Below are 20,481 nucleotides of genomic sequence, written 5' to 3'. Positions count from 1 at the left end.
CGGGACCATGAGAGCTGTGGTGTACCAGGGGCCGCACGAGGTGGCGGTCAACGACGTCGAGGACCCGCGCATCGAGCACCCGGACGACGTGGTCGTGCAGATCACCACGACCGCGATCTGCGGCTCGGACCTGCACATGTACGAGGGACGCACGCTCGCCGAGCCGGGCATCGTCTTCGGCCACGAGAACATGGGCACGGTGGTCGAGGCCGGCACCGGGGTACGCGGCATCAGGGTCGGCGACCGGGTGTCGATGCCGTTCAACGTGGGGTGCGGGTTCTGCCGCAACTGCCGGGAGCAGAAGACCGGCTTCTGTCTCACCGTCAACCCCGGCTTCGCCGGTGGCGCGTACGGCTACGTGGCGATGGGGCCGTACCGGGGTGGTCAGGCCGAGTACCTGCGGGTGCCGTTCGCCGACTTCAACTGCCTGAAGCTGCCGCCCGGCACCGAGCACGAGAACGACTACGCGATGCTCGCCGACATCTTCCCCACCGGCTACCACGGGGTGGCGATGACCGGGTTGCGGCCCGGTGAGCGGATCACCGTGATGGGTGGCGGGCCGGTCGGGCTGATGGCCGCGTACTCGGCGGTCCTGATGGGTGCCGCCGAGGTGTTCCTGGTGGACCGGGTGCCGGACCGGTTGCGGTTGGCCGAGTCGATCGGCGCGACCCCGATCGACTTCTCGGCCGGCGACCCGGTGGCGCAGATCCTCGACCGGACCGACGGGGTGGGCACCGACCACGGGGTGGACGCGGTCGGCTACCAGGCCACCGGGGAGGGCGACACGGAGCAGCCGGCGGCGGTGCTGAACAGCCTGGTCGAGGTGGTCCGGGCGACCGGCGCGATCGGCGTGGTCGGCCTCTACCTGGCCAACGACCCGGGTGCGCCCGACGAGCACTCCGGCAGGGGCGAGCTGCTGTTCAAGATGGGCAAGCTCTTCGAGAAGGGCCTTCGGATGGGGACCGGGCAGGCCAACGTGAAGACCTACAACGAGTACCTGCGGAACCTGATCATGGCGGGGCGGGCCACGCCGAGCTTCGTGGTGAGCAAGGAGTTGCCGTTGGACGCGGCGCCGGACGCGTACCGACGTTTCGACCGCCGCGAGGAGGGCTACTCGAAGGTGGTGCTCAAACCGGCGGCCTGAGGGGACGGCGATGCAGACGATCGTGTACGAGCGCACCGGTGATCCGTCGGTGCTCCAGGTGGTCGACCGGCCGGTGCCCGAGCCGGGGCCGGGAGAGGTGCTGGTCCGGCTGGCGGTGGCGGGGGTGAACCCGACCGACTGGAAAGCGCGGCGGCAGTGGCCGTTGCCGGCCGGCTGGCAGACCCCGGGGCAGGACGGAGCCGGGGTGGTGGAGGCGGTCGGCGCGGGGGTCGACCGGGCGCTGACCGGTGAGCGGGTGTGGATCTGGGAGGCGGCCTGGCAGCGCCCCTGGGGCACCGCCGCCGAGTACACGGTGGTGCCGGTCCGGCAGGTGGTGCCGCTCGGGGACGCCTCCTTCGAGCTGGGCGCGTGCCTGGGCATCCCGTTCCTCACCGCGCACCGCTGCCTGACCGTCGGCGAGTACGTGCCGGACGCGCTGCACGCCGGGGCGCTCGGCGACCACGTGGTGCTGGTGCAGGGCGGGGCGGGCGCGGTCGGCAACGCGGCGATCCAGTTGGCCCGGTGGGCCGACGCCTGTGTGATCGCGACGGTGAGCAGCCCGGAGAAGGCCCAGCTCGCGGCGGCGGCCGGTGCCTCCTTCGTGATCAACTACCGGGAGCAGGACGTGGTCGAGGAGGTCCGCAAGATCGCCCCCGACGGGGTGCACACGGTCGTCGAGGTCTCCGCCGCCCGCAACGCCGCCGTCGACGTGCAGGTGCTGCGGGCCGGCGGGGCGGTCTGCGTCTACGCCGACGACGGTGGCGACGAGCTGACCCTGCCGATCCGGCCGCTGATGGTGCCGAACGCCCGCTGGCAGTTCGTGCTGGTCTACACCGAGCCGAAGGCGGCCAAGGCGCAGGCGGTGACCGACGTGGCGGCGGCGGTCGCCCAGGGGGCGGTACGGGTCGGCGAGGAGGCCGGCCTGCCGCTGCACCGCTATCCGCTGGCCCAGGCCGCAGCCGCCCACCAGGCGGTGGAGGACGCGGTGGTGGGCAAGGTCCTGCTGGACACCACCGGACGGTAGATCCGGACGACGCCGGCCGGTGAATCCGAGGACATTTCGCAATCACCCGGACAGAGGCCAGCAGGTTTCGCAACAATGACATAGCGGGTCAACCGCAAGGAAGGGCGGCCCCGGCGCGGTGCGAACGCCGGGGCCGCCCCTGGGGAGGGATGTTTCAGGAGTGACGTCCCTACCCCATCGGCGACGAGTCGCCGAAAAGTGTTACGGCCCCGCCAGCTCCCGTACCTCCAGGTCGCCGTCGGCGTACCGCGAACGCACCATCTTCTTGTCGAACTTGCCGACGCTGGTCCTGGGCACCGCGTCGATGACCGCCCACCGCTCCGGCAGCTGCCAGTGTGCCACCGAGCCGGCGAGGAACGTACGGAGCTGCTCCACACTGGTCGACGCACCCTCACGGACCACCACGGTCGCCAACGGACGCTCACCCCAGCGCTGGTCCGGCACCCCCACCACGCAGGCCTCCTGCACGTCCGGGTGGGCCATCAACGCGTTCTCCAGCTCCACCGAGGAGATCCACTCCCCACCGGACTTGATCACGTCCTTGGCCCGGTCGGTGAGGGTGAGGAATCCGTCCGGCGAGAGCATGCCGACGTCGCCCGTCCGCAGCCAGCCGTCGTGGAACTTCTCCGGGTCGGGGGCGTCGTCGCCGACGTACCGGGCGGTCACCCACGGGCCACGCACCTCCAGCTCGCCCACGGACGTCCCGTCGGCGGGCAGCGGCTCGCCCAGCGGGCCGACGATCCGGGCCGCCACCCCGGCCGGAATCCGGCCCTGCGTGTAGCGGTACCGCCAGGCGTCGTCCCCGGTCGCGCCGGCCGGCGCCCGGGACACCGACCCCAACGGGGACATCTCGGTCATCCCCCAGGCGTGGATCACCTCGATACCGTGCCGCTCGGCGAACGCGTGCATCAGCGCCGGTGGGCAGGCCGAACCGCCGACGATCACCTCCTTGAGTGAGGAGGTGTCCACGTCGTGGGTGTCCAGGTAGGCCAACAGGTCGTTCCAGATGGTCGGCACCGCGCCGGCCAGGGTCGGCCGCTCGGCCGCGATCATCTCGGCGATCGGCGCGGCCTGGAGGAACCGGTCCGGCATGATCAGCGACGCGCCGGACAGGAACGCCGCGTACGGCAGCCCCCACGACATCGCGTGGAACATCGGCACGATGGCCAGCTCCCGGTCACCCGGCCCGAGCCCGAACCCCTCCGGCAGGCACACCTGCAACGAGTGCAGGTAGATCGACCGGTGCGAGTAGGCGACCCCCTTGGGGTGGCCGGTGGTGCCCGAGGTGTAGCAGAGCGCGGCGGCGTCCCGCTCGTCGACCTCGGGCCAGTCGAAGTGCTCGGGGCGACCCGCCAGCAGGTCGTCCCACCGGTGGAAGGTGACCCCGTCCCCGGCGACCTCCCGCAGCGGCCCGGGATCGCCCCCGCCGACCACCACCACGTGCCGCACCGTGGTCAGCTCACCGAGCACCCGGGCCAGCAGCGGGATCAGCGTCGAGTCGACCAGCAGCACCCGGTCCTGCGCGTGGTTGGCGATGTAGGCGACCTGGTCGGGAAAGAGCCGGATGTTCAGGGTGTGCAGCACCGCGCCCATGCTCGGCACGGCGAGGTACGCCACCAGGTGCTCGGTGTTGTTCCACATGAAGGTGGCGACCCGTTCGTCGCCGGTCACCCCGCACTCGTCGCGCAGCGCGTGGGCCAGCCGGGCCGCCGTGCGCCCCACCTCGGCGTACGACATCCGGCGCGGCTCGGCCCCGGTCCAGGTGACCACCTCGGCCGTGCCGTGCACGGTGACGCCGTGTTCGAGGATCCGGGCGACCTGGAGGGGGGCGTCCATCATCGTGCTCCGCATGGGTGACAAGCTAGTGTCGCCGGTCACACGTTGGGAACCCCCGGAACGTCCGAGCGTCCCCGGAATGCTGCGTAGATTGTCCGGGTGAGCATCTCCTGGGCCGACTCGTACGTGGGACAGCTACGCGCCCTGGCCGGCGACCGGACGCTGATGTTCGTCGGGGCGCGGGCCGTGGTGCGCGACGACACCGGCCGGGTGCTGCTGATCCGGCGCTCGGACAACGGCCAGTGGGCCCTGCCGGCGGGCGCGATGGAACTCGGCGAGTCGATCGCCGACTGCGCGGTCCGCGAGGTCCGCGAGGAGACCGGGCTGAGCGCTCTGCGGGTCAGCGCCTTCGCCCTCTACACCGGCCCCGACCGCACCCACACCAACATGTACGGCCACACCTACCAGATCTTCACCACCGCGTTCCGGGTCGACGACTGGGACGGCGAGCTGGCCCGGGTCACCGACGAGACCACCGACGCCGCCTTCCTGTACCCGCACGAGTTCCCCGCCCCGCTCTCCCTCTCGGTCCCGGAGACCCTCGCCGACCTGGCCGTCTTCGAACAGACCAACCGCCTGATCCTCAAGTAGCCCCCGCCCGCTGCGCCCTCCCCGCCGGCCGACCCGACCCGCCGGTCCCCGTTGATCAAGAGGGTCAGAGCATGGTTTGCGACTTGGCGTTGAGGTCGGCGGCGGCCTCCTCCCTGGACTCCCTGGTCAGGGGTTTGCCGCCGGGGGCGGGAGCCGTTCCGCCGAGCGGGTCGGTGCCGCCGGTGGCCCCCTGCGGGCCGGCACCCCGGAGCTGGTCGTTCGGCAGGGCCAGGGTGACCAGCACGGCGACCAGGGCGATCAGGCCGGTGGTCAGGAAGACCAGGTGCAGCGACTCGACGAAGGACGCCTGGATGGCCGCCCGGACCGGGCCGGGCAGGGCCAGGATCGTCGCCGGATCGTTGATCGAGATGTCCGTGCCGCCGCTGGCCGCCACCGCCGCCCGCTGCTCGGCCGGAAGCTGGGCGATCGCGCCCGGCAGCCGGTCGGCGAGCCCGCTGGCCAGCCGGGAGGAGAGCACCGCACCCAGGATGGCCACCCCGAACGAGCCGCCCAGCGAGCGGAAGAACGTCGCGGAGGAGGTGGCCGCGCCCAGGTTCCGCACGTCCACGGCGTTCTGCACGCCGAGGATCAGCGCCTGCATGCACAGGCCCAGCCCGACGCCGATCACCACCATGTAGCCGAACGCCGCCCAGAGCGAGCTGTCCACCTGGAGCCGGGTGAACAGCAGCATGCCGACGACCAGCACCCCCGAACCGGCCACCGGGAACCACTTGTACCGGCCGATCCGGCTCATCGCCCGGCCGGTCATGATCGAGGTGACGATGATGCCGGCCATCATCGGCAGCATCAGCAGGCCGCTGCGGGTGGGCGACGCGCCCTTGACGATCTGGAGGTAGAGCGGGATGAAGATGATCGACCCGAACATCACCAGACCGAGCACGAAGCCGGCCGAGTTGGCCAGCGCGAACGTCGCGGAACGGAACAGCCCCAACGGCAGGATCGGCTCGGCGACCCGGGCCTCCTGCCACACGAACGCCGCCCCGAGCACCGCGCCGGCCACGAACAGCCCGATGATCGTCGCGGAGCCCCAGGGGTAGGAGTTGCCGCCCCAGCTCAGCGCCAGCAGCAGCGCGCTCACCCCGGCGACCAGCAGCCCCGCCCCCAGCCAGTCGACGGTGTGCTCCCGCCGCTCGAACGGGATCAACCGGAGCACGTGGTAGCAGACCACGATCGCCAGGACCGCCAACGGCACGTTCAGGTAGAAGATCCACCGCCAGTTGGTCTCGGCGAAGTAGCCGCCGACCAGCGGCCCGGCCACCGAGGAGACCCCGAACACCGCCCCGAACAGCCCCTGGTAGCGGCCCCGCTCCCGGGGCGAGACCACGTCCGAGATGATGGTGAACGCCAGCGTCATCAGGCCACCCGCGCCGATGCCCTGCACCCCCCGGGTGACGATGAGCTGGGTCATGTCCTGCGACAACCCGGCCAGCAGCGAGCCGAGCAGGAACGTGCCGATCGAGAAGAGGAAGACCGGCCGCCGGCCGTACAGGTCGGCCATCTTGCCGTACAGCGGGGTCGAGGCGGTCGAGGCGAGCAGGTAGGCGGTGACCACCCACGAGTAGTGGTCGATCCCGCCCAACTCGCCGACGATGGTGGGCAGTGCCGTACCGACGATGGTCTGGTCCAGCGCGGCCAGCAGCATGCCGGTCATCAGGCCGAACATCAACAGGCGGAGCTGGCGGGCCCGGAGCACCGGGTGGCCGTGGGTCTGGGCGGTCATTCCGCCTTCTTTCCCGCTTCTGGGCGAACATGCCTGCCCGCACCGGGAAAACCGTCCCGATCGTGATGGCCGGGCCGGTCGGCCCCGCCGCCGACAACCCGGTCGTCGCCGGGGAAACGGCGACCCGTTCCCCCGGCGACGTCCACCGTCGTGGACCGTGCCGACACCCGCGGGTCAGCCGGCGGCGAACCGGTCGACGATCGCGGCGCAGAAGGCCGGGAGGTCGTCGGGGTTACGGCTGCTGACCAGGCCGCCGTCGGTCACCACCTGCTCGTCCACCCAGGTCGCGCCGGCGTTGGTGAGGTCGGTACGCAGACTCGGCCAGCTGGTGATCCGCCGGCCCGACACCACGCCCGCCTCGATCAGCGTCCACGGCCCGTGGCAGATCACCCCGACCGGCTTGCCGGCCGCGAAGAACGCCCGGACGAACCGGACCGCGTCCGGGTCGGTGCGCAGGAAGTCCGGGTTGGCCACCCCGCCGGGGAGCACCAGCGCGTCGTAGCCGTCGGCGTCCGCGTCGGCCGCCGTCACGTCCACGTCGTACGTCTTGGCCTGGTCCAGGTGGTTGAACGCCTGGATGGTGCCGGACTCGAGCGACACCAGTTCGGCGGTCGCCCCGGCGTTCTCGACCGCCTCGCGCGGCTGGACGTACTCGACCTCCTCCACCCCGTCGGTGGCGAGGAACGCGATCCGCTTGCCCTGCAGTGTGGTGGTAGCCATGTCGTTTTCTCCTCTCCGGGTACCTCTGGACCGTTCCCGGGGCCGGTGACCCGAAACGTGACGCTGCCCGCCCGGTGGCCGGACGACCACCCCCGCCACCGGCCCGACCCGCCGAAGGCCGGGTTTGACCAGGCCAGGCCGGGGGATCCCGGCGGGCATGGCAGGAGCAGCAGCGGAACAGCGCAGGCTCGCCACGGTCGTGGAGAGCTGGCGGGACCGGGCCGTCCTCGTCGTCGGCGACGCCATGCTCGACGAGTGGCGCTTCGCCGACTCGGAGCGGCTCTGCCGGGAGGCACCCGCGCCGATCCTCACCCTGCGTCGGCGGATCACCGCCGCCGGTGGGGCCGCGAACACCGCCGTCAACGTCGCCGCCCTCGGCGGGCGGGCACTGCTGGTCGCCCCGGTCGGCGCGGACGTGGCCGGCGACGAACTGCACGACTGCCTGGACCGGGCCGGCGTCTGGGACCGTACCGTCAGCGAGCCGCACCGGCCGACCCCGGTGAAGCGCCGCATGCTGGCCGGCAACCAGATCCTGCTCCGGGAGGACTCCGGCGACCCCGACGAACCGCTCGACGACGACGGGGTCACCCGGCTGGTCACCGCGCTGAGCTGCGCCACCGAGGAGCTGCGGGCGGTGACCGGTGGGGCCGCGCCCACCCTGGTCGTCTGCGACTACGGCCTGGGCGCGTTGCCCGCCCCGGTGCGCGCCTGGCTGGTCGCCCACCGGCACCGGTACGCCACCGTCGCCCTGGACGCCCACGACCTCGCCGACTGGCGAGGGCTGAACCCGACGGTGGTCACCCCCAGCTTCGCCGAGGCGACCCGGCTGCTGGCGCGGGCGGCGGCCGGCTTCGGTGTGCCGCCCGCCCCGACCCGTACCGGCGGTGGCACCGACCTGCACCTGGACCACCCGCCGAACGACCCGGCGGACGGTCCGTCGGAACTGGTCGTCGGCACCGCCCCGGGCGGGGTCGGCCGGGCGCCGACCGGCCCGACGGGCGAACCGACCCCCGGCGAGGGCCGGGTCGCGCTGACCGGCGACGGGCTGAGCGTGACCGGGGCCGGGGTGACCGTCAACGCCACCGTCGGCGCGGGCGTCGACCGGGCCGTACTGGCCCAGGCGCGGCTCGCCGAGCTGCGGGCGCACACCGGCGCGGACGTGGTGGCGGTGACCCTGGACACCGAGGGTGCCATCGTCGGCGGCGCGGACGGGGCACCCCGACGCAGCCACAGCACCCCGGTGCCGGCCAGCCATGCCGTCGGCGCGGGGGACGCCTACCTGGCGGCGATGACCCTGGCGCTGGCCGCCGAGGCGTCGCTACCCACCGCCGCCCAACTGGCCCAGCTCGCCGCCACCATCACCGTCTCCGACACCGGCACCTGCGTGTGCCGCCGGGAGGACCTGCTCGACGCGCTCGGCGGCGCACCCGACGGCACCGCGCACCCGCCGCTGGTCGGCACCGGCGAGCTGGACGCGATCGTCGCCGACCACCGCCGGGCCGGCCGGTCCGTGGTGTTCACCAACGGCTGTTTCGACGTGCTGCACCCCGGTCACGTGCGCTACCTGGAACAGGCCCGGGCCCTCGGCGACCTGCTGGTGGTCGCGGTCAACTCCGACGCCAGCGTCCGCCGGCTCAAGGGTGCCGACCGGCCGGTCAACCCGGTCGAGGACCGGGTCACCCTGCTCGCCGCGCTCTCCTGCGTGGACCACGTGGTGGTCTTCGAGGAGGACTCGCCGGCCGGGCTGATCGAGGCGGTCCGACCCGACGTGTACGTCAAGGGCGGCGACTACCCGCCGGAGATGGTCCCGGAGGCGCCGCTGGTCCGCCGGCTCGGCGGACAGGTGCGCACCCTCGGTTACGTGCCGGACCGGTCCACCTCGGCGATCATCGACCGGATCCGCGCCCAGGCCACCCACCCCGCCGTCGACCCCCCGGCCGCGGCCGGCCCGGCGGGCACGCCGACCGCACCCGGCCCGGCGGGCACGCCGACCGCACCCGGCCCGGCGGGCACGCCGACCGCACCCGGCCCGGCGGGCACGCCGGCCGCACCGGGCACCGCGACCACGCCGGCCGCGCCGACCACGACCGCGGAGCGGATCGGCGGGACCAGGTGAACCGACCGCTCGACCTCGGCACGACCGGGGAGTTCCGCCGACCCCGGCCGCTCGACGTACTGATCCCCACCCGCAACCGGCCCGCCGAACTGGCGGTCACCCTGGCCGGGCTGGCCGCCCAGCTCGGGGTGCCCGGTTTCGGGGTGGTGGTCAGCGACCAGTCCGACGACGACCCGGCGTACGCGCACCCGGCGGTGGCCACCATGGTCCGGGCGTTGCGCCACCGGGGGCACCCGGTGCTGCTCACCCGTCGGCTGCCCCGGCGCGGGCTCGCCGAGCACCGGGCGTACCTGCTGGGCCGGTCGGCGGCCCGGTACGTGCTCTGCCTCGACGACGACGTCTGGCTGGAACCGGGCACCGTGCACCAGCTGGTCACCGCGATCGGGGAGCTGGGCTGCGGGTTCGTCGGCAACGCGGTGCACGGCCTGTCGTACGCCGACGACGTCCGCCCGGACACCCACCGGCACTACGAGGAGTGGACCGGGCCGGTCGTCCCGGAAGTGGTCCGCCCCGGCACACCGCAGTGGCGCCGGTCGGAGATCCACCCGGCCGCGAACCTGCTGCACATCCAGCAGCAGCTGGACCTGCCGCCGGGGGCCTGGCGGGCGTACAAGGTCTCCTGGATCGGCGGCTGCGTGCTCTACGACCGGGCCGCGCTGGTCGACTCGGGCGGCTTCGAGTTCTGGCGGCGGGTGCCGGAGAACCACCAGGGCGAGGACGTCGCCGCCCAGCTCGCGGTGCTGGCCCGGTACGGCGGCGCGGGCGTGCTGCCCAGCGGCGCGTACCACCTGGAGTCGCCGACCACGGTCACCGAGCGGGCGGTCGAGGCCTGGGAGGTCGTCGCCGCCGACACCACCCCGACCACCGCCCACCCGGTGCACGTCGACGCCACCCGGCCGACCGCCGCCGACCCGGCCCGGCGGACCGCCGCCGACGCCACCCGACCGACCCACGCCGACACCGCCCAACCGGCCTGAGCCGGCCCGACGCCGCACCATGACACAACCGGCCTGACCAGGCCCGGACGCCGCACCCCTACCCGTCCGCCGGTCGGGTGGGGGCACGGCACGGTCAGCGGGCGGTCGCCGCGCCCGGCCCGGGGCGGAGCAGGTCGGCGGCGGCCTCCAGCACCTCCGCCACCGGCACGTCGGCGACGAACGAGTCCCGGTGCGGGCAGGTGCCGTCGCCCGGCCGGTGCGGATAGATCCCCGGCGTGCAGTCGACCCCGCAGACCGGGCAGCGTGTCGTCCAGGCGGCGATCGGGCGGTGCCGGGCGCGCAGCGGCGTCGCCCCGTTGATCATGTTGCCGACCCAGTAGACGCCCACCGTCGGGGTGCCCACCGCACCGGCCAGGTGCAGCGGGCCGGTGTCGTTGGAGACCACCAGCCCACAGCCTTCGTACGCGGCGGCCAGCCCGCCGAGGCTGAGCGTGCCGACCTGCGGGCGGACCGGCACCCCGGCCGCCGCCACCACCTCGTCCACCACCGCCCGCTCGGTGGGGGTGCCGGTGACCAGCACCTCGTACCCGTCGTCGTGCAGCACCCGGGCCACCTCGGCGAAGCTTCGCGCCGGCCAGCGCCGCCGGGTGTCGGTCGCCCCGGGGTGCAGCGCCACCCGGGGCCGGTCCGGCTCGCCCAGCGCCGTCCGCGCCTCGGCCCGGTCCGCGTCGGTCACCGCCAGCGTCGGTACGACGGTCACCGGCTCCGCCCCGACCAGTGCCACCACCTCCAGGTAGCGGATCACCTCGGGCTGGTAGTAGACGTAACGCAGCCAGCGGTCCAGGGGTGGGGCGTCCTCGGCGCGCAGTCCGGCGGTGACCCTGGCCCCCAGCCGGCTCATCACCGGGTTCGAGTTCGCCCCGCCGCCGTGCACCTGCAACGCCAGGTCGTAGCCCTCCCGGGCCGCGTCGGCGAGGAAGTCGTCGAGCGAGCCCGGCGGCTCGTCGGGGCCGGGGTCGCGGATGCCGGGGGCCGGCGGGACGACGAGCACCCGGTCGACGGGGCCGGGGCGGTCGCGCCACAGCGCCGCGTGCCAGGGCGCTCCGAACAGCACGATCTCCGCCGTCGGGTACGCCGCCCGCAGCGAGTCCAGGGCGGGCAGCAGGAAGACCAGGTCACCGAGCGCGTTGGCCCGCAGCACCGCGATCCGGGCCACGTCGGGCACCCGCTCGCCCACCGGACCGCCCAGGGTCAGGGTGCCCACCGTGGCCTACGCCCGGTCGAGCGGGTCGACGGTGGTGCCCGGACGGTGCAGTTCCCGGTCGGCGGCCGGGTCCGCGCCCATGGGCGTACCGCTACGGGTCGGGTCGGGTGGATGGTCGGTGCGGCCGACGGTGATGGTGCGCGGCGCGGGCCGGGCCGCCCGGGGCAGGTGGATCCGGAGCAGGCCGTGGTCCATCACCGCGTCGATGGTGTCCGGGTCCACCCGGGACGGCAGGTCCACCCGGTACTCGAAGCCCCGGGTCTCGACACCGCCGGGAATGCCCTGGTCGGCGTTGACCTCGGCCTCCGACCGCGCCCGGACGCAGAGTTCGCGCCCGTCCAGCTCGACGGCGACCTCCTCCGGCGCCACCCCGGGCAGCCGGACCACCGCCTCCCAGCCGTCGGCCACCTCGGTCAGTTCCACCTCCGGCGCGGGTGCCCGGCCGCCGGCCAGGCGACTCAGCTCGGCGTGCAGCGACTGGAGTTCGCCCCCGGGATCCCGGTCCTGCGGCCGGCTGCGCCACCCCCGGTCCGGCTGCTCGGTCATCGCACCTCTCCCATCGGTCGGCTGGCCACGGCGGGCCGCAGTGAGCTGGGGGCGTCCAGGCCGGCGTCCCGGTCGACCCCGACGCCCAACCGGTCGACCAGTTCCCCGCCGAGCCAGGCGCTGACGCCGAGGATGGCCAGGCCGACCACCTCGATGGCGATCAGCGCGCCGCCGGCCGCCCGGGAGCCGGCGTTCATCCGGACCGCCCAGACGGCCGCGAAGAGCAGGATCACCGCGACGTTCGCCGCCGCGTGGGTGAGCGCCACCCGCTTGGCCCGGGTGCCGGACGGGATGGCCAGCAGGTCGAACGTGCCGGCCGCCGCGGCCAGCAGGCCGCCGACCAGGCCGACGGTGATGTTCCAGTACGCCACCTCGGCGAGGAAGTCGGGGCCGCCGACGGTGTCGACCACGTCGAAGAGGGTGCCGGTCACCAGCAGGGCGACCGGGAACATCACCAGCATCGGGTGCACCGGGTGCCCGAGCACCTTCAGTCGGCTCTCCATGGCGGCCCTCCACGGCTTCGTCGGGGGGCGGGGTGAGCCGGAACCGCCGCCGACGGGGGCCGGTCTCGCCACGCCCGCCTAGGCTGACGGACGGCGGCCGGTGCGCACCGCCCGCCACCGAGATCAACGGACGGGGGAGGCGGACGTGACGGCGGAGATCACCTCACACGAGGAGTTGCGGGCGCTGCTGGGGGCACCGATGCCCCGGGCGGCGGTCAAGGAGCGTGCCGTGCTGCACGAGCGGGACCGGCAGTGGTTGGCCGCCTCGCCGTTCTGCCTGGTCGCCACGGCCGGCGCGGACGGCAGCTGCGACGTCTCCCCCAAGGGCGACCCGGCCGGTTTCACGGTGGTGCTGGACGACCGGACGATCGCCGTTCCGGAGCGGCCGGGCAACCGGCGGGCCGACGGGTACCGCAACATCCTCGACAACCCGCACGTCGGGCTGATCTTCCTGATCCCGGGCCGGACGGACACCCTGCGGATCAACGGGCGGGCGAAGCTGGTCCGTGACGCGCCCTACTTCGACGAGATGGTGGTCCAGGGGCACCGGCCGGTGCTGGCCGTCGAGGTGGCCGTCGAGCAGGTCTTCTACCACTGCGCGAAGGCGTTCCTCCGCGCCGAGCTGTGGCGGCCGGAGACCTGGCGGCCGGACGTGCTGCCGTCCCGGGCCCGCCTGATCAAGGAGGTGGAGGCCCCGGCGGAGAGCCTGGCCGACCTGGAGCGCTACTACGGCCCCGGGTACGCGGAGAAGCTGTACCGGGGCTGACCACGCAGTCGACTTTCCGACGGTGATCACCGTGGTCGGGGTCGCCGCACCCCCCTACGGTGGAACCGTCGAGAGGGGACGGTCGTGGCACAGGTCGACATCCGGTGGGGCATTCCGGGGGTGGCGGAGCAGGCGCGGGTGCTGCCCGACTCCACCCCCGCGGTGATCGGGGCGTTGGAGGCCGCCGGGTTGACCGTCGAGGTCCCCCCGTACACGGAGGACGACCTGGGCCGCAGCAAGGACCCGACGACCGCGCTGGTGCTGCCGGTCCTGGTCAGCACCAGCGCGGTCGTCACCGGCATTCTCGTCGACGTCCTGGTGGACCTGGTCCGGAAGCGCTTCACCGAGCCGGCTGCCCCGTCGGCGCGGGCCCGGATCACCGTCATCCTGCCCACCGACGACGGCGGCAGCCGGGAACACCGGCTGGACGGCACGGTCGACGACGTACTCACCGATCTCGACAAGCTGCGTTGACCACCCCGGCAGCCCCGACGACGGCCGCGCTGCTGGTCGGGATCGCCGCATATCCGGACGAGCCACTGCTCAACCCGGTCGTCGACGTGTCGCTGATGACGGCCGCCGTCACCGCCATCGACCCGGCGGCCAGCATCACCCCGCTGGTCGACCACCAGGTCACGCTGGCCCGGTTGCAGCTCGCCATCCGGCAGCTCCGCGACCATCCGGCCCCGTTCAAGATCTTCTACTTCAGCGGGCACGGCCGCACCGCCGACGACCGGATCAACGTGCTCGCCACCGTCGACGGGGAACCCGGCAACGAGGGGCTGCCGATCCAGAACTTCCCCGACATCATCCGCCAGCCTCGCTACGACCGGGACGAGCGGTGGCTCATCCTGCTCGACTGCTGCCACCCCGTACCCCTCGACCGGCGGGCCACCGGGATGGACGCCCGGGCGGCGGTGCAGATGTTCGGCGACGTGGTGCAGCGTCGGGCCGTCATCGCCGCCTGCGACCCGCTCGCCGAGGCCGCCGACGTCGGCCGCTCCGGTAGCCCGTTCACCCGGGCCGTGGTGGCCGGGCTCGCCGCGCGGGACACCCGTGGCCAGACTACGGCGAACAGCCTCTTCGACGCCGTCTGCGCCGACCTGGCGGCCCGGCACCTGCCCACCCCGCTGATGTCCACCGACCATCTCGGGCCGTTCGTCATCGTCGACGGCGGGCAGCCGCCCACGGTCATCCCGCCGGTCGAGGGCGCCGCCCGGGAGGAGATCGTGGCGGAGGCGCAGCGCTGGGCCGACGAGGCGTGGGAGCTGATCAGCCCGTCGTCGGCCGAGTGGGACCGCACCGGCTGGCAACGGATGCAGGGCACCCTGGTCCAGACCACCGACTGGTTCCGCCGGCAGGAGGCCGGCCAGCCGGACCTGCTCCGCGACGAACGCTTCCAGCGCGCCCGGCTGATGGTCCGGTCCCGGTTCACCGACCTCGCGGCGGTACGCCCCGGCATCCGTACCGCCCGCGGGACCATCGGCCGGGAGCTGGGCCGGGGCGGGTTCGGCGTGGTGTGGGAGCTGATCAGTCCCGGGTCACGCGGGCCGGACCTGGCCTGGAAGGCGTACCACTCGGACCGGCTCGACGAGTCCGAGCGGCTGGCCCGGTTCGCCCGCGGGTTCCGGGCGATGGCCCGGTTGAAGCACCGCAACATCGTGACCGTCCAGCAGTACCTGGAGGTGCCCCCGGCGATCGTGATGGAGCTGGTCACCGGGGGTGACCTGACCAACTACTGGGTCGACGACGCGCGCGACCGGTTACGGCTGCTCGCCGACGTGGCGTCCGCGCTGGAACACGCGCACGAGCGGGAGACCACCCACCGGGACATCAAGCCCTCGAACGTGCTGCTCCGGCCGACGCCGCGCGGCCCCGAACCGGTGCTGACCGACTTCGACCTGGCGTACTTCCCCAAGGCGACCCGGTCGACAAGGCTGATCATCGACGAGAGCGGGTACACCGCGCCGGAGCTGGCCGACAACGACGACCCGCAGTTGCGCAAGGCCGCCTCGGCCGACGTCTACGGCCTCGGCCAACTGCTCTTCCACGTCTTCACCAGCGCCGACCCGCGCCGGGACGACGCCACCGGCAACCTCCGCCGGCTCCGCAAGGCCATCGCCGGCCAGGAACTCGACCCGGCCCTCGTCGCGGCGGTCACCAGCCTCTACGCCGAAGCCACCCAGCCGAAGGCCAGCCGGCGGCCCACCGTCACCGAGGTACGCCAGGCGCTGCTCGCGGCGCTCGCCGACACCCCCGGGTCCACCGAGGTCCGCCGCAACGACGGGGCGTTCATGCACCAGGTGCTGGAGCACGCCCGACTGAGGTACGTGACCAGCCGGGTCGTTCCCCGGCGGGCCTCCGGCGAGTGGCCGTACCAGTTCGAGGCGGAGAGCCGGACCGGGTTGACCCTGCTCCGGATGCGGGTGGACGCGCCGAACGGCCAGCAGCCGGAGGGCGCGCTCTCCGTCGCCCTGAAGCTGGTCGTGCCGGCCAGCCACCAGCACCGCCGGTTCCACGGGCGCTGGCTGCTGGCCTGGGATCGGGTCGGTCGGATGACCACGGTCGACCCGGAGCTGATCGTGCTGCACCCCCGCAGCCGGGTCGAGCAGAGCAAACGCATACCCACGCTGCGCCGGGTCTTCCCGCTCGCCGGTCCCACCGACGCCGAGGCCCGCCGGATCGGCGAGCTGCTGCGTCGGACCATCTCGGCCGGGGAGCGCTGACCGGCCGGCGGCCGGGTCGGTGTTGCCGGGCGGACTCAGCGCTGCCGGGTCAGCGCTGCCAGGCGGACTCAGCGCTGCCGGGTCAGCGCTGCCAGGCGGACTCAGCGCTGCCGGGTCAGCGCTGCCAGGCGGACTCAGCGCTACCGGGGCGGCGCTGCCAGGTGGGCTCAGCGCTGCCAGGGCGGCGGGACGCGGACCGAGGCCATGCCCGCCGCCGTCGCCGCCGCGACCCCCAGGTCGGTGTCCTCGAAGACCAGGCACTGCTCCGGCGGTACGTCGAGCAGCCGGGCCGCCAGTAGATAGCACTCCGGGTCCGGTTTGGCCCGCGCGTAGTCCTCCGCGCACACCAGCGTGTCGAACCGGTCGAGCAGGCCGAGCGCGGTGAGCGAGGCGGTCACCGACTCGCGGGTACTGCCGGAGACCACCGCGAACGGCACCCGCCGGTACGCCTGCTCGATGTGCGCCAGCACCCCCGGCACGGCGGTGAGCTGCGGCAGGAAGCTCTGGTAGGCGTCCTCCCGACGACGGGCCACCAGCTCGACCGGCATGCTCAGCCCGTGCCGCGCGTTGAGGTCGACGACGATGTCGGCCACCGGGCGGCCACCCCAGGCGTAGAAGAGATCCTCGGGCAGGTCGCAGCCCCACTCGTCGAGCGCCGCCCGCCAGGCCAGATGGTGCACCGGCATGGAGTCGACGATGGTGCCGTCGCAGTCGAAGAGGTAGGCCCGGAAGTCACCGGGCGGCAGGGGCAGCAGCACCGGCCCAGGATAGCCAGGCCGGTGGGCGTCCCGCCGTGGGCGAGGTGGGGCTGTCAGCGGCGCAGGAGGTCGTCGATCTCGTCGTCGAACAGCAGGCCGGGGTCGAAGCCCATCCCGGCGAAGTGGCCGGCGAGCTCCAGCGACAGCACGCCGTGCACCCGCGTCCAGAAGGCCAGGGCCTGACGGAGCGTCGCGGCGGTCACCGTCGGGTCGGCGGCCCAGCCGCGGTGCGCGTCGAGGTGGGTCTCGAACCGTCGCCCCGACGGCGGGACGTCACGCCGGCGGTATACGGCGAGCACCGTCGCCATGATCTCGCCCGAGATGGCGGTGGTGTCGTCGGGTGCGTGGTAGCCGGGGACGGGCGTGCCGTAGACCAGCAGGTAGCGCTGAGGCTCGTCGAGTGCCCAGGCACGTACGGCGTGGGCCAGCCCGGCGATGTCCGCTCCGGCGTCGGCGGCGGCCCGCAGCGCGTCGGCGAGGCTGCGGTAGGCGTCCCGGATCAGGGCGGTGATCAGCTCGTCCCGGCTGGCGAAGTACCGGTAGAGGGCCGGGCCGCTCATGCCGAGTTGCTCGGCGATCGCCTTGAGGGACAGCGCTGCCACCCCGGTCGTGGCGAGCTGCTCCCACGCCCGTTGCTTGATCTCCGCCCGCACCTGGGCGCGGTACCGCTCCCGCGGACCGGTCGTCTCGGTGCCCATTCACGCCTCCACCGTCACTGTTGTTACAGGCTATCACTTTTGCTATTGACGGCAGCGGGACGACAGTTATAGTCTCTAACCAGAGCGACACCAGATAGCCAAACCGAAGGGGAGACACCATGTCATCGACCACGCAACCGGTGATCAGCTGCGACGGGCAGGGGGTCGACCCGGCCGCCCGCATCCGTTACCGCTCGGAGACGCTGATCCACGCGCCACTGCACACCGTGTGGCACCTCCAGACCGACGTCGAGCGCTGGCCCACCTGGCAGGCGCCGGTCACCGGCATCGAGCGCCTCGACGCCGGTGAACTGCGCGCGGGGTCGGCGTTCCGCTGGACCACCCCGGTCCCGGAAACCCCCATCACCCCGGCGACCACGCTGGTCATCACCTCCACCGTCACGCACCTGACGCCGTACCGGTGCATCCGGTGGACCGGTCCGGCGATCGGCGACGGACTGCGCATCGACAACGGCGTGCACGTCTGGACCTTCACCGAGGTCGCCGACGGCGTGCTGGTGCGCACCGAGGAGACCTGGACCGGCGACCAGGTGGAGGCCGACGCCGCGACCTCCACCGCCTATCTCGGGTACGGGCTGGAGGCGTGGCTCACCGACCTCAGGACCACCGCCGAGAAGGCCGGCACCGGACCGGACGCCCCGATCCGCCCCTGAGGGTCCACCGACGGTCCGCCCCGCCGGAGGAGCACCGTAGCCGCCCGTGACCCGGGACACCCCGCCCGCGCCACCGCCCCGGCGGGAGCACGCCGCGACGACTAGCGGGGACTGAGCAGCTCGGGCTTCACGGCAGCCGTGGTGCCGTCGGTGAACTCCACCTCGTACGCGGGCTCGGGCTTCTCGTACACCTCGATGATCGTGCCCTCGGCTCCCGCCGGCAGCCCTTCCTCAGGAAGGTCACTGTTGAGCCGCACCACGTCGAGCATCTTCACGGCCTCTCCTCACCTACCAGTCGGCAGGAGCGAAACGATGGTCAGGCGTGGTTGGTCGCTGCCGGGCTCCACGATCCATCCGGTCCGCACCGTCATGGTGCCGGCCGGCCCGGTCATGGGCACGTCGACGCTCCAGCGCTGGCCGTACTGATCGCTCTTGCCGGCGAGCGGTGTGCCGTTCCTGACGCCGGCCCTGATCTGCGCCTCGATCTGGTCGGCGTCCCCGGCCGTCAATCCGGTGGCCGAGTTGATCACCCGGAACGTGTGCCGCCCGTCCGGGTGCTCGGCGTTCAGCACGTATTCAGAGATCTTGCGCTTGTCGATCTCCACGTTCTCGAACCGTGGCTTCTCGTCGGCGTCCGCCTCTTCACGCGGCGGTTCGTACCGCTTGCCGAGCGCGTCGGCGTACTGGCGGGCGACGAGTTGGCGCATGGCCGCGTGCTCGTCGACCTGCGGTCCCGGACCACCCGCCCCGGCCGTGGGGGCGGGCACCTCACGGGTCGGGCGGGGGCGCTCCGCCGCAGGGGAGCCGATCTCACGAACGTCCTCGACCACGGCGACCGACCCCCATCCACACCCGGCAGGAAACCCATCATCGCGCACGGACGCTCTCCAGGTGGGACGCCTCGGCGGCGGACCGGCCCCGCCGCCGAGGTTCCTGCGCGACCGTACGGCTGAGCCGTGTGTCGAAGTCGGTCGACGGAACTCCGACGGCAGATCGGCCTACTGCCGGTGAGGCTCAGAACGCTTCATGGTGCGCGAAAGCGAGCTGGTGTCGGCAGGGAGTGCGTCGGGCGTGTCGACAAGGGTCGCGTCGGCGCGGAACGCGATGCCTCCCGCAGTCTGGTCTCGGGCCGTCACCGTGTCCTAGAACTTGATCGACTGTCCTGCCAATTCATGGCCGGTGCGGCCGGACGGGCGACTGCCCCGTCGTGGGTCCGTACCGAAACGACCTTGGTCGTCTTCCCTTTTCGGCCATCAAGGGTCGTGACGGTCAGACTTACCCGGTAGTCACCGTCGGCCGCGTACCGATGAGTGGGAGAGAGCCCTTCGAACGTCGTTCCGTCACCGAATTTCCACAGCCGTGAGGCGAATTCCACCCGGCCGGGGTCGAACGAGTAGTCATGGAAGGAGACGGTGTCCAGGGTGCTCGGATCAGTGGGGCTGTAGGAGAAATCCGCATTCGGGTTCGGCGTGACGTGGACGTCGAGTTCGGCCGGCCCCGTGCTCGGTTCGGTCGGGCAGCACCGCAGGTCGACCTGGAACAGGTAGGTCGTGCCAGCTTCCGCCCGGAAGGTGAACGGGACGTTGTACCGGAATGAGCAGCCCAGCAGGGTTAAATTCGTCAACGACGTCCCGCTGTAGCCGGCGACCGAGCCCCAGTAGCCCGCTGAGGCGGTGATGGAGCGGGTGACCGTGGGGGTGTACGAGTACCAGCGCGTCTGCTTCGCAGCGAGGCAGGCGGTCGGTTCGCCGACCTCCATGCTCGCGGTGTCCAGATCCACCGCGCGTGAGAACGGCAACTTGTCGATCACCTTGGCGGCGGCGAAGCTGTCGTTCTTCGGCCGGTTGGCCCGCTTGAGGGAGAACGTCAGCTCACCGGCCTCCGCCTCGAAGTACGAGGTGACCATGAAGTGGTAGGTGGTGCCCGCGGTGGCCGTGAAGGTGATCCGGGAATCCGCGTCGCCGTAGCTTTCGTTGCAGGCTACGAGGTCCAGCGACCCGGAGGGGCCACTCCAGGCGGACAGGACCGTGCTGTAGTCGCTCCCGAGGGTGCTCGCCTGGATCAGGGTGTCCTTGGTGGGGGTGAAAGTAAACCAGACGGACTGATACTCTCCGCATTCCCCGGGATCCGCCGGATCGGTGGTGGCGCTGCTGGTGTCCTGCGTTGTCTGGAAGGGCAGGCTGCCGATCGTCGTGGCGCTGGCGAATTCGTCGTTCGCGGGCTGGGCGAAGGCCGCTGTCGGCCGGACACCGACCAGCGCGGTCAGGATAGCCAAAACCAGGGAGAGCCTCAGTACCACCGGTTTGATCATTGCCACTCCTTGCGGTAAGCGTCCGGTTTCGCTCCGTAGGCCGTGCCAGGTTAGCAGAGCGCATTGTCCGGAGTGATGATTCGTATGGCGCGGTACGGCTCATTCATGATTCATTCCGGTGCGCA

At 72.7% G+C, this 20,481-nt stretch carries 19 protein-coding genes and 1 pseudogene; 9 read left to right on the top strand and 11 right to left on the bottom strand.

The features are described 5' to 3' along the window. The first annotated feature begins 7 nt into the window (after positions 1–7). Both O7612_RS03415 and O7612_RS03410 read left to right on the top strand, forming a co-directional pair. The gene (locus tag O7612_RS03415) at positions 8–1,144 is read left to right on the top strand and encodes a glutathione-independent formaldehyde dehydrogenase (protein ID WP_282270358.1); all 1,137 of its coding nucleotides are present in this window, start codon (positions 8–10) and stop codon (positions 1,142–1,144) included. A 10-nt stretch (positions 1,145–1,154) separates the two neighbouring features. Further along, the gene (locus O7612_RS03410) at positions 1,155–2,168 is read left to right on the top strand and encodes an NADPH:quinone reductase (RefSeq protein ID WP_282270356.1); all 1,014 of its coding nucleotides are present in this window, start codon (positions 1,155–1,157) and stop codon (positions 2,166–2,168) included. 201 nt (positions 2,169–2,369) lie between these two features. Here the strand turns inward: O7612_RS03410 and O7612_RS03405 are convergent, their stop codons facing one another. Beyond that, positions 2,370–4,019, bottom strand: coding sequence for a fatty acid--CoA ligase (locus tag O7612_RS03405; RefSeq protein ID WP_282270354.1), 1,650 nt, complete (start codon positions 4,017–4,019; stop codon positions 2,370–2,372). A gap of 84 nt (positions 4,020–4,103) precedes the next feature. Between O7612_RS03405 and O7612_RS03400 the strand changes: the two genes are divergently transcribed. Then, positions 4,104–4,595, top strand: a complete 492-nt coding sequence (locus tag O7612_RS03400; protein WP_282270351.1) for an NUDIX domain-containing protein — start codon at positions 4,104–4,106, stop codon at positions 4,593–4,595. Positions 4,596–4,659: 64 nt separating this feature from the next. Here the strand turns inward: O7612_RS03400 and O7612_RS03395 are convergent, their stop codons facing one another. Together O7612_RS03395 and O7612_RS03390 are read right to left on the bottom strand one after the other, a co-directional pair. Next, positions 4,660–6,336 carry an MDR family MFS transporter gene (locus tag O7612_RS03395; RefSeq protein WP_282270349.1) on the bottom strand — a complete coding sequence of 559 codons (1,677 nt, stop codon included), beginning with the start codon at positions 6,334–6,336 and terminating at the stop codon, positions 4,660–4,662. A gap of 174 nt (positions 6,337–6,510) precedes the next feature. Continuing rightward, positions 6,511–7,056: a type 1 glutamine amidotransferase domain-containing protein gene (locus tag O7612_RS03390; RefSeq protein WP_282270347.1), complete on the bottom strand. Its 546-nt coding sequence runs from the start codon at positions 7,054–7,056 to the stop codon at positions 6,511–6,513. 157 nt (positions 7,057–7,213) lie between these two features. Here O7612_RS03390 and rfaE2 point away from each other — a divergent pair, with 157 nt between their 5' ends. Further along, the gene (gene rfaE2, locus O7612_RS03385; protein ID WP_282270345.1) at positions 7,214–9,172 is read left to right on the top strand and encodes a D-glycero-beta-D-manno-heptose 1-phosphate adenylyltransferase; all 1,959 of its coding nucleotides are present in this window, start codon (positions 7,214–7,216) and stop codon (positions 9,170–9,172) included. After that, a pseudogene (locus O7612_RS03380) lies at positions 9,169–10,014 on the top strand (glycosyltransferase family A protein); the annotation flags it as partial. The gene rfaE2 and the pseudogene O7612_RS03380, both read left to right, overlap by 4 nt. Before the next feature lie 229 nt (positions 10,015–10,243). On the opposite strand, the gene O7612_RS03375 reads toward O7612_RS03380, so the two are convergent. Genes O7612_RS03375 through O7612_RS03365 form a run of 3 tightly spaced genes read right to left on the bottom strand, consistent with a single transcriptional unit; the run spans position 10,244 to position 12,423 of the window. Then, positions 10,244–11,374 carry a glycosyltransferase family 9 protein gene (locus tag O7612_RS03375; protein ID WP_282270344.1) on the bottom strand — a complete coding sequence of 377 codons (1,131 nt, stop codon included), beginning with the start codon at positions 11,372–11,374 and terminating at the stop codon, positions 10,244–10,246. Positions 11,375–11,380: 6 nt separating this feature from the next. Further along, a complete protein-coding gene (locus O7612_RS03370) occupies positions 11,381–11,920 on the bottom strand; it encodes an Hsp20/alpha crystallin family protein (protein ID WP_282270342.1) in 540 nt (179 codons plus the stop codon). Beyond that, positions 11,917–12,423, bottom strand: a complete 507-nt coding sequence (locus O7612_RS03365; protein ID WP_282270340.1) for a DUF2231 domain-containing protein — start codon at positions 12,421–12,423, stop codon at positions 11,917–11,919. The genes O7612_RS03370 and O7612_RS03365 overlap by 4 nt, the downstream gene beginning before the upstream one ends. Positions 12,424–12,568: 145 nt before the next feature. On the opposite strand from O7612_RS03365, the gene O7612_RS03360 reads away from it, so the two are divergent. The 3 genes from O7612_RS03360 (at position 12,569) to O7612_RS03350 (ending at position 15,915) form a co-directional block, all read left to right on the top strand. Next, complete coding sequence (locus O7612_RS03360; RefSeq protein WP_282270337.1) at positions 12,569–13,189, top strand: pyridoxamine 5'-phosphate oxidase family protein; 621 nt, start codon at positions 12,569–12,571, stop codon at positions 13,187–13,189. 84 nt (positions 13,190–13,273) lie between these two features. Further along, positions 13,274–13,663: a hypothetical protein gene (locus O7612_RS03355; RefSeq protein WP_282270336.1), complete on the top strand. Its 390-nt coding sequence runs from the start codon at positions 13,274–13,276 to the stop codon at positions 13,661–13,663. After that, the gene (locus O7612_RS03350) at positions 13,660–15,915 is read left to right on the top strand and encodes a protein kinase (RefSeq protein WP_282270335.1); all 2,256 of its coding nucleotides are present in this window, start codon (positions 13,660–13,662) and stop codon (positions 15,913–15,915) included. The genes O7612_RS03355 and O7612_RS03350 overlap by 4 nt, the downstream gene beginning before the upstream one ends. 167 nt (positions 15,916–16,082) lie before the next feature. On the opposite strand, the gene O7612_RS03345 is transcribed toward O7612_RS03350, so the two are convergent. Both O7612_RS03345 and O7612_RS03340 read right to left on the bottom strand, forming a co-directional pair. Continuing rightward, positions 16,083–16,673 (bottom strand): HAD family phosphatase, encoded by a 591-nt coding sequence (locus tag O7612_RS03345; protein WP_282270334.1) that lies wholly within the window; start codon positions 16,671–16,673, stop codon positions 16,083–16,085. A 53-nt stretch (positions 16,674–16,726) separates the two neighbouring features. Continuing rightward, a complete protein-coding gene (locus O7612_RS03340) occupies positions 16,727–17,371 on the bottom strand; it encodes a TetR/AcrR family transcriptional regulator (protein ID WP_282270333.1) in 645 nt (214 codons plus the stop codon). Positions 17,372–17,490: 119 nt separating this feature from the next. Here O7612_RS03340 and O7612_RS03335 point away from each other — a divergent pair, with 119 nt between their 5' ends. Continuing rightward, positions 17,491–18,045 carry an SRPBCC family protein gene (locus O7612_RS03335; RefSeq protein ID WP_282270331.1) on the top strand — a complete coding sequence of 185 codons (555 nt, stop codon included), beginning with the start codon at positions 17,491–17,493 and terminating at the stop codon, positions 18,043–18,045. Between the two features lie 101 nt (positions 18,046–18,146). Here O7612_RS03335 and O7612_RS03330 read toward each other — a convergent pair whose 3' ends face one another. From O7612_RS03330 to O7612_RS03320, 3 genes are all read right to left on the bottom strand, one after another. Further along, positions 18,147–18,314 (bottom strand): DUF4926 domain-containing protein, encoded by a 168-nt coding sequence (locus O7612_RS03330; RefSeq protein WP_282273780.1) that lies wholly within the window; start codon positions 18,312–18,314, stop codon positions 18,147–18,149. A gap of 15 nt (positions 18,315–18,329) precedes the next feature. Continuing rightward, a complete protein-coding gene (locus O7612_RS03325; RefSeq protein ID WP_282270329.1) occupies positions 18,330–18,875 on the bottom strand; it encodes a DUF6883 domain-containing protein in 546 nt (181 codons plus the stop codon). Between the two features lie 302 nt (positions 18,876–19,177). Next, positions 19,178–20,356, bottom strand: a complete 1,179-nt coding sequence (locus O7612_RS03320; RefSeq protein WP_282270327.1) for a PKD domain-containing protein — start codon at positions 20,354–20,356, stop codon at positions 19,178–19,180. Positions 20,357–20,481: the final 125 nt, after the last annotated feature.

Source organism: Micromonospora sp. WMMD987 (assembly GCF_029581435.1).
In the GTDB taxonomy this organism is placed as follows: domain Bacteria; phylum Actinomycetota; class Actinomycetes; order Mycobacteriales; family Micromonosporaceae; genus Micromonospora; species Micromonospora rifamycinica.
The sequence above is the reverse complement of the archived record's forward strand: the minus strand, read 5'-3'. Positions and strand labels throughout refer to the sequence as shown.

Excerpts from the sequence above, each read along its gene's own strand:
- O7612_RS03370 (WP_282270342.1), bottom strand. The coding sequence starts at position 11,920 with ATGACCGAGCAGCCGGACCGGGGGTGGCGCAGCCGGCCGCAGGACCGG.
- O7612_RS03340 (WP_282270333.1), bottom strand. The coding sequence starts at position 17,371 with ATGGGCACCGAGACGACCGGTCCGCGGGAGCGGTACCGCGCCCAGGTG.
- O7612_RS03405 (WP_282270354.1), bottom strand. The coding sequence starts at position 4,019 with ATGCGGAGCACGATGATGGACGCCCCCCTCCAGGTCGCCCGGATCCTC.
- O7612_RS03330 (WP_282273780.1), bottom strand. The coding sequence starts at position 18,314 with ATGCTCGACGTGGTGCGGCTCAACAGTGACCTTCCTGAGGAAGGGCTG.
- O7612_RS03395 (WP_282270349.1), bottom strand. The coding sequence starts at position 6,336 with ATGACCGCCCAGACCCACGGCCACCCGGTGCTCCGGGCCCGCCAGCTC.
- O7612_RS03410 (WP_282270356.1), top strand. The coding sequence starts at position 1,155 with ATGCAGACGATCGTGTACGAGCGCACCGGTGATCCGTCGGTGCTCCAG.
- O7612_RS03390 (WP_282270347.1), bottom strand. The coding sequence starts at position 7,056 with ATGGCTACCACCACACTGCAGGGCAAGCGGATCGCGTTCCTCGCCACC.
- O7612_RS03415 (WP_282270358.1), top strand. The coding sequence starts at position 8 with ATGAGAGCTGTGGTGTACCAGGGGCCGCACGAGGTGGCGGTCAACGAC.
- O7612_RS03365 (WP_282270340.1), bottom strand. The coding sequence starts at position 12,423 with ATGGAGAGCCGACTGAAGGTGCTCGGGCACCCGGTGCACCCGATGCTG.
- rfaE2 (WP_282270345.1), top strand. The coding sequence starts at position 7,214 with ATGGCAGGAGCAGCAGCGGAACAGCGCAGGCTCGCCACGGTCGTGGAG.
- O7612_RS03335 (WP_282270331.1), top strand. The coding sequence starts at position 17,491 with ATGTCATCGACCACGCAACCGGTGATCAGCTGCGACGGGCAGGGGGTC.
- O7612_RS03320 (WP_282270327.1), bottom strand. The coding sequence starts at position 20,356 with ATGATCAAACCGGTGGTACTGAGGCTCTCCCTGGTTTTGGCTATCCTG.